The following is a 13431-nucleotide window of genomic DNA, read 5'->3' on the forward strand; positions in this document are numbered from 1 at the left end:
AATGAAAGCAAAAAAAGTTTCAAGAATCAGAACAGAAAATAGAACAGCTTTACAAGATGTGATTCCACTAGAAACTCCATTTCATATTTTTTTAGATCCTTCAGCAGCTTGCAATTTTAAGTGTAAATTTTGTTTTAATAGAGATAAAAGCAAAACATTTCATAAAATAATGGAATATGAATTATTTGAAAAAATTATAAGTGATTTAAAATTATTTCCAGATAAGTTAAAAGTTTTAAGATTATATAAAGAAGGAGAGCCTTTACTTAATAAAAATCTACCTAAAATGATATATTATGCAAAGAAAAATGATGTATGTGAAAAAGTAGATTTTACAACAAATGGTTCATTATTAAGTATTGGGAAAAATAAAGAACTAATAGACTCAGGATTAGATGCTATTATCATATCTGTACAAGGAATTAATGAAAAACAATATTATGAAACGTCTGGAATAAAAATAGATTTTGATGAGTATGTAAAAAATATAAAAAATTTATATAAAAATAAAGAAAATTGTAGAGTACATATAAAAACAACAGATACTAATGTATCAGGATTAAATGAAAAAAAGTTTTATGATATATTTGGGGATATTTGTGATGAAATATCAATTGACAAAGTTACACCAATATGGCCAGATTTAGAAATAGACAATTCTAAGGAAGATTTTGAGTATGGTATATATGGTAATAAAATAGATAATATCCATATCTGCCCATATATATTTTATTCTTTAACAATAAATTCTGATGGTAGTGTTAGTTCTTGTTTTTTAGATTGGAAACATTCAAATATATTAGGCGATGTAAATAAAGATTCTTTTTTCAAAATTTGGAATAGTGAAGAAGTTTTTAATATTAGAAAAGCCCATTTAAAGGGAAATATAGATAATTATTCTATATGTAAAAATTGTGGTCAATTAAAATATGGAATGGCAGATAATATAGATGACTATTCTGAAGAAATACTTTTAAATCTGGAGAAAACATCATATAAGTTTAAACTGGAGAATTTAAATGTATAATATTTTGCATATAACAACGCATTTAGGGGGTGGTGTTGGAAAAGTTTTAGCAAATGTTTGTAAATATTCTGCCACTAACACTAAAGGAAATATTTATAAACATAAAATAATTCTATTAGAAGAGCCACAAAAAAAAAGTTTTTTGAATATATGTATTGAAAAGGGTATTGAAGTAATTGTTTCAGATAGATTATCTATAATATCAAATGAAATAAAAAAATCTGATATAGTTCAATTAGAATGGTGGCATCATCCTAAATTTGCAGGTTTTTTAAATAATTTTCCTAATATTGATACACGGTTAGTAATTTGGAGTCATATATCAGGTTGTAATTATCCTAATATACCTTTTGAATTTATAAAAATACCTGATAAATTTATATTTACATCTGAGTATTCTTATGAAAATCCTCAATGGTCTGAAACTGAAAAAAAATATGCAAGAAAAAATACGACAGTTATAAACAGTTCTGGAGGATTTGATGACTTTAATAACATAGAAAAAAGTAAACATGATGGATTTAATATTGGATATATAGGAACTCTAAATTATAGTAAATTAAATCCGAAATTTGCTAATTATTATAATAGTATAGATGTTGATGTTTCCAAATTTATAATGATTGGTGATAGTGAATATGTTAGTGAAATTAGGAAAAATATATCTAAATTAAAAGTATATAAAAAAATTGAATTTAAAAATTATACTGATAATGTTGCAGAAGAAATGTCTAAATTTGATATATTTTCATACTTATTAAATAAAAATCATTTTGGAACTACAGAAAACGTATTATTAGAAGCAATGTATATGGGTTTACCCGTAATTTCATTAAATCAATGTGCTGAAAAATATCTAATAAAAAATATGGAGACTGGCATATTAGTAAATAATTTAGATGAGTATAAAAATTCTGTAAAATATATTTTTGAAAATCCTAGCGAAAGAAAAAGACTTGGAGAAAATGCCAAAAGATATGTTCAAAATGAATTTAGCGTAGATAATACAGTAAATAAATTAAATTGTGTATATGATGAAGTTATGAAAAATTCTAAAAGAAAATATAGCTTTAATGATGTTTTTGGTAAATATCCATATGAGTGGTTCTTATCATGTTTAGGAGATAAGAAAAGACTATTTTATGGGTATGAAAATTTAAATGATTATATAAAAGAAATAGAAGAGGAGATGTATATTTTAAAAGAAAAAAATAAAAGTTCTATAAGACAATTTATTAAATATTATCCAAATGATAGATATTTAAACTATTTGAATAAGTTTGTAGATAAAATTATTTGTTTAAGTAAACTTGTATGAAGGGAGTAAAAGTTTAATTATGATAGCAAAAATTGAACCAGGTTATGGTCTAGAAAGAGTGAAATTGAGTGAAGTTATTCCTTTAGATGCACCATTTACATTAATCATATCTCCATCAACAGTATGTAACTTTAAATGTATATACTGTGCACATTCATTAAGTAATGGAGAACTTGAGAAGAAGGGTTTTAAAGCATCAATTATGAAATGGGATACATTTATAGAAATAATTAATCAAGCTAAAGAGTTTAAGAGGAAATTTAAAGTAGTAAGTTTTATAGGTACTGGAGAACCAACATGTAATAAAAGATTACCTGATATGATTAAATATGTTAAAGAAAGTGGAATAGCAGAAAGAGTAGAAATTATAACAAATGGAGCATTATTGGATGAAAAATTAATACTATCAATTATAAATTCTGGTTTAGATAAAATAAGAATTTCTATCCAAGGTTTATCTGAAGAAATGTATAAAAAAACTTGTAATACAAGGATAAATTTCAATGATTTTGTAAAGAATATGAAATTTTTATATGATAATAAAAAGGATTGCGAAATATGTATTAAAATAGCTGATTTAGCATTGGATAAATATGAAGAAAAAAACTTCTATAATATTTTTGGCGATATTTGCGATAAAATATTTGTCGAAAATATTAGACCTGTTTTTGATGGAGTAAATTATAGTATGATTTTGAGAGATACTGAAGATATTAATGCATATGGAGAAAAACATGATAAAATAACAGTTTGCTCTCAAGGATTTTTTACTTTTGTTGTTTGGCCAAATGGAGATGTCTATCCATGTTGTTCATTAGAAAATCCATCTGATTTAGGAAATATACATAAAAACACCCTTTTAGAAATTTGGAATGGAGAGAAAAGGAGAAATTTTTTATTGATGCAACTCAATGGAAACAGATTTTTTAATAATGTATGTAAAAAATGTGGAGCAATAGATTGTGTTTCAAAACCAGAAGATGAGTTAGATAAATATGCAGAAAAAATAAAAAAAAGGATATAATTGCATATGTATAAAGAAAAAATTTTATTAACAGGAGCAACTGGGTATATAGGATCATTTTTAGCAAAAAAACTTTATATGTTAAATTATGATGTTCATATTCTCGTTAGAGAAAGTTCTAAATTAGATTCAATATCAGAGATAGAAAAAAATATAAGTCTATATGTATTTAATGGAGATACAATAGAATTGAATAATATATTAAAAAATATTAAACCTGATATTGTTATAAATTTAGCTTCTTTGTATTTAGGAAGCCATGCTTCAAACCAACTTATAGATTTAATTAATAGTAATGTAGTATTTCCTACACAATTAATAGAAGCTTCTATCAATGCAAAAGTTAATTGTTTTATAAACACAGGCACTCATTGGCAAAATTATAATGATTGTAATTATAATCCTGTTAACTTATATGCAGCTACTAAAGAAGCATTTGAATCAATTTCAAAGTATTATATTGAGGTATCAAATATGAGAATGATAACTTTGAAATTGATAGATACATATGGTCCATATGATTTTAGACCTAAAGTTATTAATTTATTAAAAAAAATTGCAATAAGTGGAGAAAATTTGGAAATGTCAGGCGGAGAACAAGAATTAGGATTAGTTTATATTGATGATGTAATAAAAGCCTATTTAATTGCAATTGAGACTATACAAAAACTAAAATCTAAAGAATACAAACAATTTTTAGTGTTGCCTAAAAAAATATATAAATTGAAAGAAGTTATAGAAATATTTCAATCTGTCATTGGAAAGAAATTAAATATTGAATTGGGAAAATTACCTTATAAAGATAGAGAAATGATGAAAGTGTATACGAATGGAGAAAACATATTGAAAAATGTATCTACAATGGATTTGTATGAAGGAATAAGTCTTATGATGAATATTGAAAAAAATTCTGATGTGAAGAGAGGATAGATATGTATAGGATAAAAAAAACTAATATAGAAAATTGTATAGAAATTTTCCCAAATGTATTTGAAGATAATAGAGGTATAACAATTAAACCATATCATAGAAAATCTTTTGAAGATTTAGGAATTTTGGAAGAGTTTAAAGAAGATCTATTTGTAACCTCTAGTAAAGGAGTAATAAGAGGTTTACATTTTCAGAATGAACCATTTGAACAAAGTAAACTAATTTACTGTTTGAAAGGAAGCATACTAGATGTTGCTATTGATATCCGAAAAGGATCAAAAACATATGGACAAACTGTTAACTTTCATATAGATTCAAAAAAAAGAAATATGGCATATATTCCCGCTGGATTTGCTCATGGATATGAAGTTTTAGAAGACGATACAATGGTTGTTTATAAATTATCTTCTATGTATGCGCCAGAATATGAGGAAGGTATAAGATGGGATTCTGTAAATATAGATTGGAATACAAGTAATCCTATTTTATCAGATAAAGATAAAAAATGGCAGACTTTTCTTGAATATACAAATAGTAGCTTAGAATAAGGAGTTTAATATGAAAGCAATAATTTTGGCAGGTGGATATGGTAGTAGGTTAGGAGATATAACAAATGTTGTTCCTAAACCTATGATAGATATTGGTGGAAAACCAATATTATGGCATATAATGAAAATTTATTCATATTATGGCATAAATGATTTTATAATATGTTTAGGTTATAAAGCAGATGTCATAAAAGATTATTTTTTACATTATGATTTTAAAAATAATGACTTTACTATTGAAATTGGTAATGGAAATATTGAGTTTCTTAATACTAATGATGAAAAAAATTGGAAAGTGACATTAATTGATACTGGTATAAGTTCAGAAAAAGGAGCAAGGCTTAAAAAGATTGAAAAATACTTAGAAGATGACATAAATCTATTGACTTATGGAGATGGTTTAGCAAATATAAATGTAAAAGAATTGATAGGTTTTCATAATAGTATGGGAAAATTGTTGACCATATCAGGTGTAAGACCTCCAGCTAGATTTGGAGAATTAGTAGCTGATGGAAATGTACTAGAATCATTTGAAGAAAAATCACAGACATCAAAAGGATTGATAAATGGGGGTTTTATGGTGTTTAATAAAAAACTGTTAGAATTTCTTACAGAAGATGATAATTGTGATTTAGAATATGGATTATTTGAAGATTTAGCTAAAAATAAAGAAATAGCAGTATATAAGCATGAAGGATTATGGGCATGTATGGATAATGAAAGAGACATGAACAATCTCAATATGCTTTGGAAGAATAATAATGCATTTTGGAGACTATGGTGACAAATTTTGATTGTCTTTAAAGGATATATTAATAAAGGAGAGAATGATATGATATGTAAAACACTAAGGTATGATTTAGATTATACGTTCAATAAATTATCTAGTGATGAAAAAGAAAAACTATGCAATTCTACAATCCTAATAACAGGTTTTGCTGGTTTTATAGGATATTATTTTATGAGGTTTTTTCAACATAATAAAATGAAATTAAATCTAAAGAAAGTTATTGCAATTGATAACTTTATGTTAGGATGCCCAAAATGGGTAGAAGATTTTAAGGAAGATTCCATTTTTCAGATTGAGAAATTTGACATATCAAAAGATAATATTTCAGATATTAAAGATGCTGAAAATGTGGATTATGTTATTCATATGGCTTCAATTGCTTCTCCTACATTTTATCGTAAGTTTCCAATTGAAACAATAGATGCAAATATTTGGGGATTAAGGTCTTTATTAGAATTTTATAAAGAAAAATTAATAAAGGGATTTTTATTTTACTCTTCAAGTGAAGTTTATGGAAATCCTGATTCTAATAATATACCAACAACTGAAAATTACAATGGGAATGTTTCTATAACTGGACCAAGATCTTGTTATGATGAGTCAAAACGATTTGGAGAAACTATTTGTATGTTATTTAGTGAAAAATATAATATGCCAATCGGAGTTGTGAGACCATTTAATAATTATGGTCCAGGTATGAGAATTAGTGATAAACGTGTACCAGCTGATTTTGCAAAAGCAGTAAAAGAAAATAGAAACATTGAAATATTATCAAATGGATTACCAACGAGAACTTTTTGCTATATAGCTGATGCTGTAAATGGTTATCTGAAGATATTGCTTTATGGAAAATATGATTTTTTTAATATAGGAATTTCAAATCCAGAAATATCTATAGAAGAACTTGCAAATATTTATAAAGAAAATGGAGAAGAAGTATTTAAATATACAGGGAATATTACATATAATAAATCTAATGAGAAACACTATTTGACTCATAATCCTCAACATAGATGTCCGAATATAGACAAAGCTAAAGTCCTACTAAATTATAATCCAGAAATAGATGTAAATATGGGTGTCAAGAGATTTTTAAAATTTATTAAAGAAAGTGAGGAGTATGAATATTTATGGTAACAGTTTTTGGTCTTGGTTTTGTTGGATTAACAACAGCATTAGGTTTTTCACAAATGGGACATAAAGTTTATGGTATTGACATAAATTATGATCACAAAGAAATTATAAGAAGTGGGAAAGTGCCATTTATGGAACCTAATCTAGAGGACGTGTTAAAACAAACTCTCAATAAAAATTTTTTTGTTTCTGATAATTTAAAAATAGCTATGAAAAAAAGTGAGTATATATTTTTTTGTGTAGGAACACCTTATGGCAAAAATGGAGAGGCAGATTTAACTTACTTATATAATGCTTTAGAAGAGGCAATACTTTCAATAGATGATGATAAGTTTAGGACATTTATTATTAAGTCAACTGTTCCACCATCTACGACATTAACAGAAATCAAACCATTCATTGAAAAAAAGAATCTAAATAATAATTGCAAAATTGGTGTTGCTAATAATCCTGAGTTTTTGAGGGAAGGTCACTGTTGGGAAGATTTTATTAAGGCAGATCGTATTGTTATTGGAGTTGATGATAAAAAGGTAGAGAAAAAGTTGTATAATTTATATAAGACTGCAAATATTCCATTATATTTTGTTTCTTTGAATACAAGTGAATTTATTAAGTATTTGTCAAATTCATTTTTAGCTACTATGATTAGCTTCTCAAATGAAATGTCTATGATTGCAGATTATATTGGAGATATAGATATATCTAAGGCTTTTAATATATTTCATAAAGATAAGCGTTGGGATGGTTGTGAAATAGTTTCATATATGTATCCTGGCTGTGGATATGGTGGTTATTGTTTACCAAAGGATACAAATGCTCTTTATTCAATATCAAAGAAAAATGAATTTGATGCAAATATACTATACAATGTTATTAAAATTAATGATGAGATGCCTAAATATATAGTAGATAAAATTGAAAAATCATTAACAAATAATAAGACTAAAATTGGTGTATTAGGCTTATCTTTCAAACCAAATTCTAATGATGTCCGTGACACATCAAGTGCAAAAATAATTGATATTTTAATAAAAAGAGGGTATAAAGATATTTTAGTATATGATCCAGTGGCAAATGAAGAATTTCACAAACATTATAAATTTAATATAAATTATGCTAAATCAACGAAAGATTTGTTAGGATATGTTGATGTTATAGTAATAGTAACTGCATGGGAAGAATTTAAAAATATTAATTTATATACTAAAAAACCTATTGTAGATTGTCGTTATATATTAAATAAATAATTTAGTATATTTTTAACTTTATGAATAATTAAGAATAATCCAACAAGATAAAGCTCTATTTATTTTAGAGATTTTGGGATATATTCTCGATTGTTGGCTTATTTTTGATTGGAATAATATTTGATGATAGATATATTATTTAGTAGAAATAAGTAAATATTTGAATTATATAAGTTTAAAACTAATTATTGGATATATGCTACCTACTAATCAAAATTAAAGTGTCTATATATTAAAACAATAACATATAGATATGTTAAAAAACTAAGTATATTGTATATGTAATTTTAATCGAAAAATATTGATTTTTTAATGCTGTATGTTATAAAAAGTAATTTTATTTAATAAAATTGAAATAAATATACAATTATATAGATTAATTAATATATCAAGAAATAAATATTAATACATTAATATAATAAAATACTTAAAAAAATGTTTAAAAAATTTGTTATTTATTGTATACTTAGATTAAAACTAAACAGGCAAAACTAGAGAAATCTAGTTACGCAAAGCTATAGGGACTAAAGTTTGTGTACACAAACTATGTCAGCCAGTTGCCAAAAAGAATCCTAAGTATGCTGTATACGTAGGATGAGTCTAGGATGACTGCCTTTTTGGCGGTCATTTTGTTATGGAGAAAGTACTTTATTACAGTAGAAGTACATATAATAACATATTTTACCAATTTATAACTTAAAATAAAGATAAATTATCTAAAAAAGTTACTATTTTACAAAAAAAGGCAACTTTCTGAAGAAATATTTAAATACATATTAAAATTTTTTTATATTTTCATGGGGCTTCACTGAAAAAATATTGGTTTTCTTACTAAAATGATACATTATTGTATTAATGTAATAGAAATGTAATTAATTTGGATGAATAAAGAAGTCATTTTTTGTAGTATAGCAACTTAATTCTTTATTAATAAACAAAATAGATAAAATATATTTGAAGGAGGAGTGAGTGTGAATACATATGACATTATAAAAATGGGATTAGATGCAACTAATCTAAGAAGTCAGACAATAGCAAATAATATAGCAAATATAAATACTGAAGGCTATAAAAGACATTATGTAACTTTTGAAGAAACATTAAATGACAAAATGCCAAAAATAGAGGAAAAAACAGATAATTCGAAAGGATTAAGGGTAGATGGCAATAATGTAGACATAGAAGAGGAAAAAGTAAACCAAGCAATGGCAACATTACAATATAATGCTTTGATAAGTTTTGCAAATGGGAAAATAGCAATGACAAAATCAATAATAAGTGGGAGGTAATTAGAAGATGAGTGTATTCAGTGGAATGAGAATATCTGCTAGTGGGCTAACAGCAGAAAGTTTGAAAATGGATATCATATCATCAAATGTAGCTAATATAAATGCTACAAGAGGTCCAAATGGAGAAGCATATAGAAGAAAAGTTGTTTCATTTGAAGAAAACTATGATAATAAATTAGGTATGCTAGGAGTAAAAGTTACATCTGTCGAAGATGATAAATCGCCTCTTAAAGAAGTATATGATCCATCTCATCCAGATGCAAAGCCAAATGGATATGTAGAATATCCAAATGTAAATATATTGGTTGAAATGACAGATTTAATAGCAGCTTCACGAGCATATGATTCTAACGTAGATACATTGAATGCTCAGAAGTCTATGATATCTAAAGCTTTAGAAATAGGAAAGTAGGGATAAATTATGCCAATTACACAGATTAACAATATAGTGCAAGGAGCACAGTTAGATAATTTAATTGGAGAAACAAAACTATTAAATATTAATAATAAAGAAGAAAAAAAGAACTTTGAAGATGTAATAATAGATACTATAGATAAAGTTAATTTTCAACAAGTAACAGCAGATGATATGAAAGAAAAATTTATAAAAGGCGAAGATGTCTCTATGCATGAAGTTATGTTAATAGGTCAAGAAGCACAACTATCTATGCAATATTTAATAGAAGTTAGAAATAAGATTCATGATGCATATCAAGAAATGAATAAGGTACAAATTTAGTCTTTTGAACAGGAGTAATAATAAATGATAGCCAGTTTTAAAAATAAGATTAAGGAGCAAGTTGCTAAATCTAGGACAAAGATAAGTTCTCTAAAAAAGGGAACTAAAGTAGCATTAGGTATAGGGATTGTTGCTATATGTTTAGCGCTAGTATTTACAGCAATATCTGCGAGCAAAAATAAGTATGCAGTCTTATTTTCAGAACTAGATGCTCAAGATGCTGCAGATATATCAGCAGAATTAGAGTCTAAAAAGATAGATACTAAGGTAAAGGGAAGTACAATCTATGTACCTAGAACAGAAGTTGATAAGTTAAGATTGGAGTTAGCACCAAGTCTTACAGGTGGTTCTAAAGGATTTGCACTAATGGATGATAAGTCATCAATAGGACTTACTGATGAAGAGTTTCAGATTAAAAAACAAAGAATGATACAAGGTGAAATAGAAAAAACAATTAAGAGTTTTCCACAAGTGGAAGATACTAGAGTACATATAACATTTGGAGAGTCATCAGTATTTGAAAAGGAGGCTGTTCCAGGAAGTGCAGCAGTTTATTTGATGTTAAAGCCAGGAACAACTTTAGAGAAAAATCAGATAAAATCTGTTATGGCACTTATATCAGGAAGTGTTACAAATATACCAGAAAAAAATGTTCAGGTCATTGATAACAAAATGAATTTATTATCTGAAGGTATTTTAGACGATGAAGAAGTTGATGAAAATAATCAACCAATAAATGGTGGTATTAGTGTTGATAAAAATAAGGCATCTGAACAAGCATTGAATAAACAATTAGAAAAGTCTATTTTAGAAATGTTAGAACCAATATTTGGTACAGGAAAAGTAAAGGCTACAGTAAATGCTGATTTAAGTTTTGATACAGCTGAAAAAACTGAAATAAAGATTGACCCTGATAAAGTTGCAATAAAGGAGACAAGGTCGAAAAATTCATCTAAATCTGCTACAAATAATGTTCAAGGTGTAGATGCTAACATGAACAACCAAGGAAATAACAATGGTACTAATACAGAAGATAGTTTAGATGAGAGTTTTGAGTATGAAACAGGTAAGATTGAAACTCATACTATAGTTGCGCCTGGAGAACTTAAAAGATTGACAGCTTCTGTCGCTATAGATGGAAAAATAGCTAAAGGTGTTCAAGCTGATGTAGAGGATATTGTTAATAATGCTATAGGTATGGATGGAGCGAGGGGAGATACTCTTAGTGTTGTTTCAATGGTATTTGACCCTGAAGGGAAGAAAGAAGCTAAACAAGAGCTAGAAGATATTAAAAAAGAAGGATTTAAAAAGAATATAATAAAAGCAGTTATTGGAGTAGTAGCAGTAGTAGCAGTTGGTGCTATTGGATACTTAATATATAAGAAGAGAAGTGAACAAGAAGATATGGATTATGAAGATGAAGATTATAGCCCTAAATCTGATTCTATTGATAGGAAAGATAATCCTCTATTAGGAGATGATCCAGAACTGACATTAGAGGAAGCTGTTAAAATGTATGCAGAAGAAAAGCCAGACCAAGTAACAGAGATAATAAAAACTTGGTTAAATGAGTAAGGGGGATAGAAAGTGTCCACGGAAATTACAAATGTTAATGCGTTTGACTTAAGTGATATAAGTGAAAGTGATAAGAATGAAAAGATAGAAGGTGAGGGTTTAAAAAAAGCTGCTGTACTATTAATGACATTAGGCCCAAGTGTGTCTAGTGATATAATAAAAAGCCTGCCTGATAAACAAGTTCAAAAAATAGGTTTGGAAATTGCAAATATTTCTTCAATAGCTTCAAAAGAAAGAAGAGAAATCTTAAAAGAGTTTGTAGAAATAAATAGAGCAAAAGATTATGTTATAGAAGGTGGGCTTGAATATGCAAGAGAGCTGTTAAGTAATGCTTTGGGAAACGCTAAAGCAAATAAATTACTTGAAGGTATATCAATAAATACGAGTACAAAGCCTTTTAAACATATTATAAAACTAGATGTAAAGAAGATATTAGAAATAATTAGAAATGAAAGTGCACAGACTATAGCCATTTTACTTGCACATATGGAACCTGAAAATGGGGCAGAGGTTTTAGCATATTTAGATCTTGATTTACAAAATGAGGTAGCTATGAGAATAAGTTCAATGGGTTCAATATCTCCAGAAGTGATAAAAGTAATTGAACATTCATTAGAAGCTAAATTACATTCAATGGGTAGTGATGATTTTAAGGATTATGGAGGGGTATCTACTTTAGTACAAATATTGATTAACTCTGATAGAAAAACAGAAAAGAATATTTTGAGAACTATTGAAGAAAAAGACCCAGCTTTAGCAGCACAAATTAAATCTCATATATTTATCTTTGAAGATATTGTCAAGCTGGATGATATAAGTATACAAAAAGTGCTAAAAGAAGTAACTATGAAAGATTTAGTATATGCCTTAAAAGGTGTGGATGATGCGATTTCAGATGCTATATATAGAAATCAATCTTCTAGGGCAGCAGATGCACTTAAAGAAGAGATGGAAATGGTTGGTGTTATAAAGGTTACACAGATTGAGGCTGCTCAACAAAAGATAGTAAATAGCGTAAGAAAACTTGAAAAAGAAGGTGCCATAACTATTGTAAGGAATTTTGGTGATGACTTTGTTGAATAATAAAATTATTAAAAGTAAAAAAGCATCGTATAAAGGAGTACTAGATTTAACCATAATAGATAAAGTTAGAGTGGGAGAATCAAACGTAAACAAAGATAATGACTGTAGATTTAGAGATGAGGTAATAAAAGAAGCTATAGAATCTGCTGAGATAAAAAAGAATGAGATATTAGAAGAAGCAAGAATAAATGCACAAAATATAGAAAAACAAGCGTATGAAAAAGGGTATAGTCAAGGTCAAAAAAATGGATATGAGGATGGATATAAAGAGTCATACAATGAATATACCCAAAAAGCTAAAGATGAAGCAGATTTTATAAAAAATCAGGCAAATTTAATCTTATTACAAGCTAATGAGAAGATGACTGATTACATAAAAGAGAAAAATAAAGAGATTATAAGACTTGCTATTAATATAGCTAGTTCTGTTCTAAAAAAGCACTTTGAAGATGAAGAATCTATGAGTGATTTATTAAAGCAAATCATTCAAGATTATGAAGGGAGTAGTTCATTCATAGTAAGATGTAATTCTTTCTATAAAGATAATATAGAGAAAGAATTTGAATTATTCAAAGAAGAAACATCATTAAAGTCAAGTGTATTTGTTATTGCAGATGATAGTATAGATAAAGGAAATGCTATCATCCAAAAGGAAAATGGAAGAATAATAGTTGGTATCGATTGTGCTATGGAAAAACTAAAAGAAGAATTGCTTGGTGAATAAAGT

Annotated in this window: 14 protein-coding genes and 1 riboswitch; all 14 genes read left to right on the forward strand. The window is 26.9% G+C overall.

All coding sequences use genetic code 11. The features are described from left to right. Position 1: 1 nt before the first annotated feature. The 14 genes from JJC02_01770 (at position 2) to JJC02_01835 (ending at position 13428) form a co-directional block, all read left to right on the forward strand. Positions 2-1027 carry a radical SAM protein gene (locus tag JJC02_01770; GenBank protein UDN54952.1) on the forward strand — a complete coding sequence of 342 codons (1026 nt, stop codon included), beginning with the start codon at positions 2-4 and terminating at the stop codon, positions 1025-1027. Further along, the gene (locus JJC02_01775) at positions 1020-2345 is read left to right on the forward strand and encodes a glycosyltransferase (protein UDN54953.1); all 1326 of its coding nucleotides are present in this window, start codon (positions 1020-1022) and stop codon (positions 2343-2345) included. The genes JJC02_01770 and JJC02_01775 overlap by 8 nt, the downstream gene beginning before the upstream one ends. 19 nt (positions 2346-2364) lie before the next feature. Continuing rightward, positions 2365-3369, forward strand: coding sequence for a radical SAM protein (locus tag JJC02_01780; GenBank protein UDN54954.1), 1005 nt, complete (start codon positions 2365-2367; stop codon positions 3367-3369). Positions 3370-3375: 6 nt separating this feature from the next. Continuing rightward, on the forward strand, positions 3376-4299 hold the full coding sequence (locus JJC02_01785; GenBank protein UDN54955.1) for an NAD-dependent epimerase/dehydratase family protein: 924 nt from the start codon (positions 3376-3378) through the stop codon (positions 4297-4299). Positions 4300-4301: 2 nt separating this feature from the next. After that, positions 4302-4847, forward strand: coding sequence for a dTDP-4-dehydrorhamnose 3,5-epimerase (gene rfbC / locus JJC02_01790; protein ID UDN54956.1), 546 nt, complete (start codon positions 4302-4304; stop codon positions 4845-4847). Between the two features lie 10 nt (positions 4848-4857). After that, on the forward strand, positions 4858-5631 hold the full coding sequence (rfbF, locus tag JJC02_01795; GenBank protein ID UDN54957.1) for a glucose-1-phosphate cytidylyltransferase: 774 nt from the start codon (positions 4858-4860) through the stop codon (positions 5629-5631). A gap of 48 nt (positions 5632-5679) precedes the next feature. Continuing rightward, positions 5680-6774 (forward strand): NAD-dependent epimerase/dehydratase family protein, encoded by a 1095-nt coding sequence (locus JJC02_01800; GenBank protein ID UDN54958.1) that lies wholly within the window; start codon positions 5680-5682, stop codon positions 6772-6774. After that, positions 6768-8018 (forward strand): nucleotide sugar dehydrogenase, encoded by a 1251-nt coding sequence (locus tag JJC02_01805; protein UDN54959.1) that lies wholly within the window; start codon positions 6768-6770, stop codon positions 8016-8018. The genes JJC02_01800 and JJC02_01805 overlap by 7 nt, the downstream gene beginning before the upstream one ends. Positions 8019-8492: 474 nt before the next feature. After that, a riboswitch (cyclic di-GMP riboswitch) is annotated at positions 8493-8583 on the forward strand. A 406-nt stretch (positions 8584-8989) separates the two neighbouring features. Then, positions 8990-9307 (forward strand): flagellar basal body rod protein FlgB, encoded by a 318-nt coding sequence (flgB, locus tag JJC02_01810; GenBank protein UDN54960.1) that lies wholly within the window; start codon positions 8990-8992, stop codon positions 9305-9307. A 7-nt stretch (positions 9308-9314) separates the two neighbouring features. After that, entirely contained in the window at positions 9315-9719 is a 405-nt protein-coding gene (flgC, locus tag JJC02_01815) for a flagellar basal body rod protein FlgC (GenBank protein ID UDN54961.1), read from the forward strand. Between the two features lie 9 nt (positions 9720-9728). After that, on the forward strand, positions 9729-10046 hold the full coding sequence (gene fliE / locus JJC02_01820; protein ID UDN54962.1) for a flagellar hook-basal body complex protein FliE: 318 nt from the start codon (positions 9729-9731) through the stop codon (positions 10044-10046). 24 nt (positions 10047-10070) lie between these two features. Then, positions 10071-11621 (forward strand): flagellar M-ring protein FliF, encoded by a 1551-nt coding sequence (gene fliF, locus JJC02_01825; GenBank protein ID UDN54963.1) that lies wholly within the window; start codon positions 10071-10073, stop codon positions 11619-11621. A gap of 12 nt (positions 11622-11633) precedes the next feature. Then, a complete protein-coding gene (fliG, locus tag JJC02_01830) occupies positions 11634-12704 on the forward strand; it encodes a flagellar motor switch protein FliG (GenBank protein ID UDN54964.1) in 1071 nt (356 codons plus the stop codon). Continuing rightward, positions 12688-13428: a flagellar assembly protein FliH gene (locus JJC02_01835; protein ID UDN54965.1), complete on the forward strand. Its 741-nt coding sequence runs from the start codon at positions 12688-12690 to the stop codon at positions 13426-13428. The genes fliG and JJC02_01835 overlap by 17 nt, the downstream gene beginning before the upstream one ends. The last annotated feature ends 3 nt before the right edge of the window (positions 13429-13431 follow it).

The sequence above is a fragment of the Clostridioides sp. ES-S-0054-01 genome (assembly GCA_021561035.1).
GTDB lineage: Bacteria > Bacillota > Clostridia > Peptostreptococcales > Peptostreptococcaceae > Clostridioides.

Excerpts from the sequence above, each read along its gene's own strand:
- JJC02_01770 (UDN54952.1), top strand. The coding sequence starts at position 2 with ATGAAAGCAAAAAAAGTTTCAAGAATCAGAACAGAAAATAGAACAGCT.
- JJC02_01775 (UDN54953.1), top strand. The coding sequence starts at position 1,020 with ATGTATAATATTTTGCATATAACAACGCATTTAGGGGGTGGTGTTGGA.
- JJC02_01780 (UDN54954.1), top strand. The coding sequence starts at position 2,365 with ATGATAGCAAAAATTGAACCAGGTTATGGTCTAGAAAGAGTGAAATTG.
- JJC02_01785 (UDN54955.1), top strand. The coding sequence starts at position 3,376 with ATGTATAAAGAAAAAATTTTATTAACAGGAGCAACTGGGTATATAGGA.
- rfbC (UDN54956.1), top strand. The coding sequence starts at position 4,302 with ATGTATAGGATAAAAAAAACTAATATAGAAAATTGTATAGAAATTTTC.
- rfbF (UDN54957.1), top strand. The coding sequence starts at position 4,858 with ATGAAAGCAATAATTTTGGCAGGTGGATATGGTAGTAGGTTAGGAGAT.
- JJC02_01800 (UDN54958.1), top strand. The coding sequence starts at position 5,680 with ATGATATGTAAAACACTAAGGTATGATTTAGATTATACGTTCAATAAA.
- JJC02_01805 (UDN54959.1), top strand. The coding sequence starts at position 6,768 with ATGGTAACAGTTTTTGGTCTTGGTTTTGTTGGATTAACAACAGCATTA.
- flgC (UDN54961.1), top strand. The coding sequence starts at position 9,315 with ATGAGTGTATTCAGTGGAATGAGAATATCTGCTAGTGGGCTAACAGCA.
- fliE (UDN54962.1), top strand. The coding sequence starts at position 9,729 with ATGCCAATTACACAGATTAACAATATAGTGCAAGGAGCACAGTTAGAT.
- fliF (UDN54963.1), top strand. The coding sequence starts at position 10,071 with ATGATAGCCAGTTTTAAAAATAAGATTAAGGAGCAAGTTGCTAAATCT.
- JJC02_01835 (UDN54965.1), top strand. The coding sequence starts at position 12,688 with ATGACTTTGTTGAATAATAAAATTATTAAAAGTAAAAAAGCATCGTAT.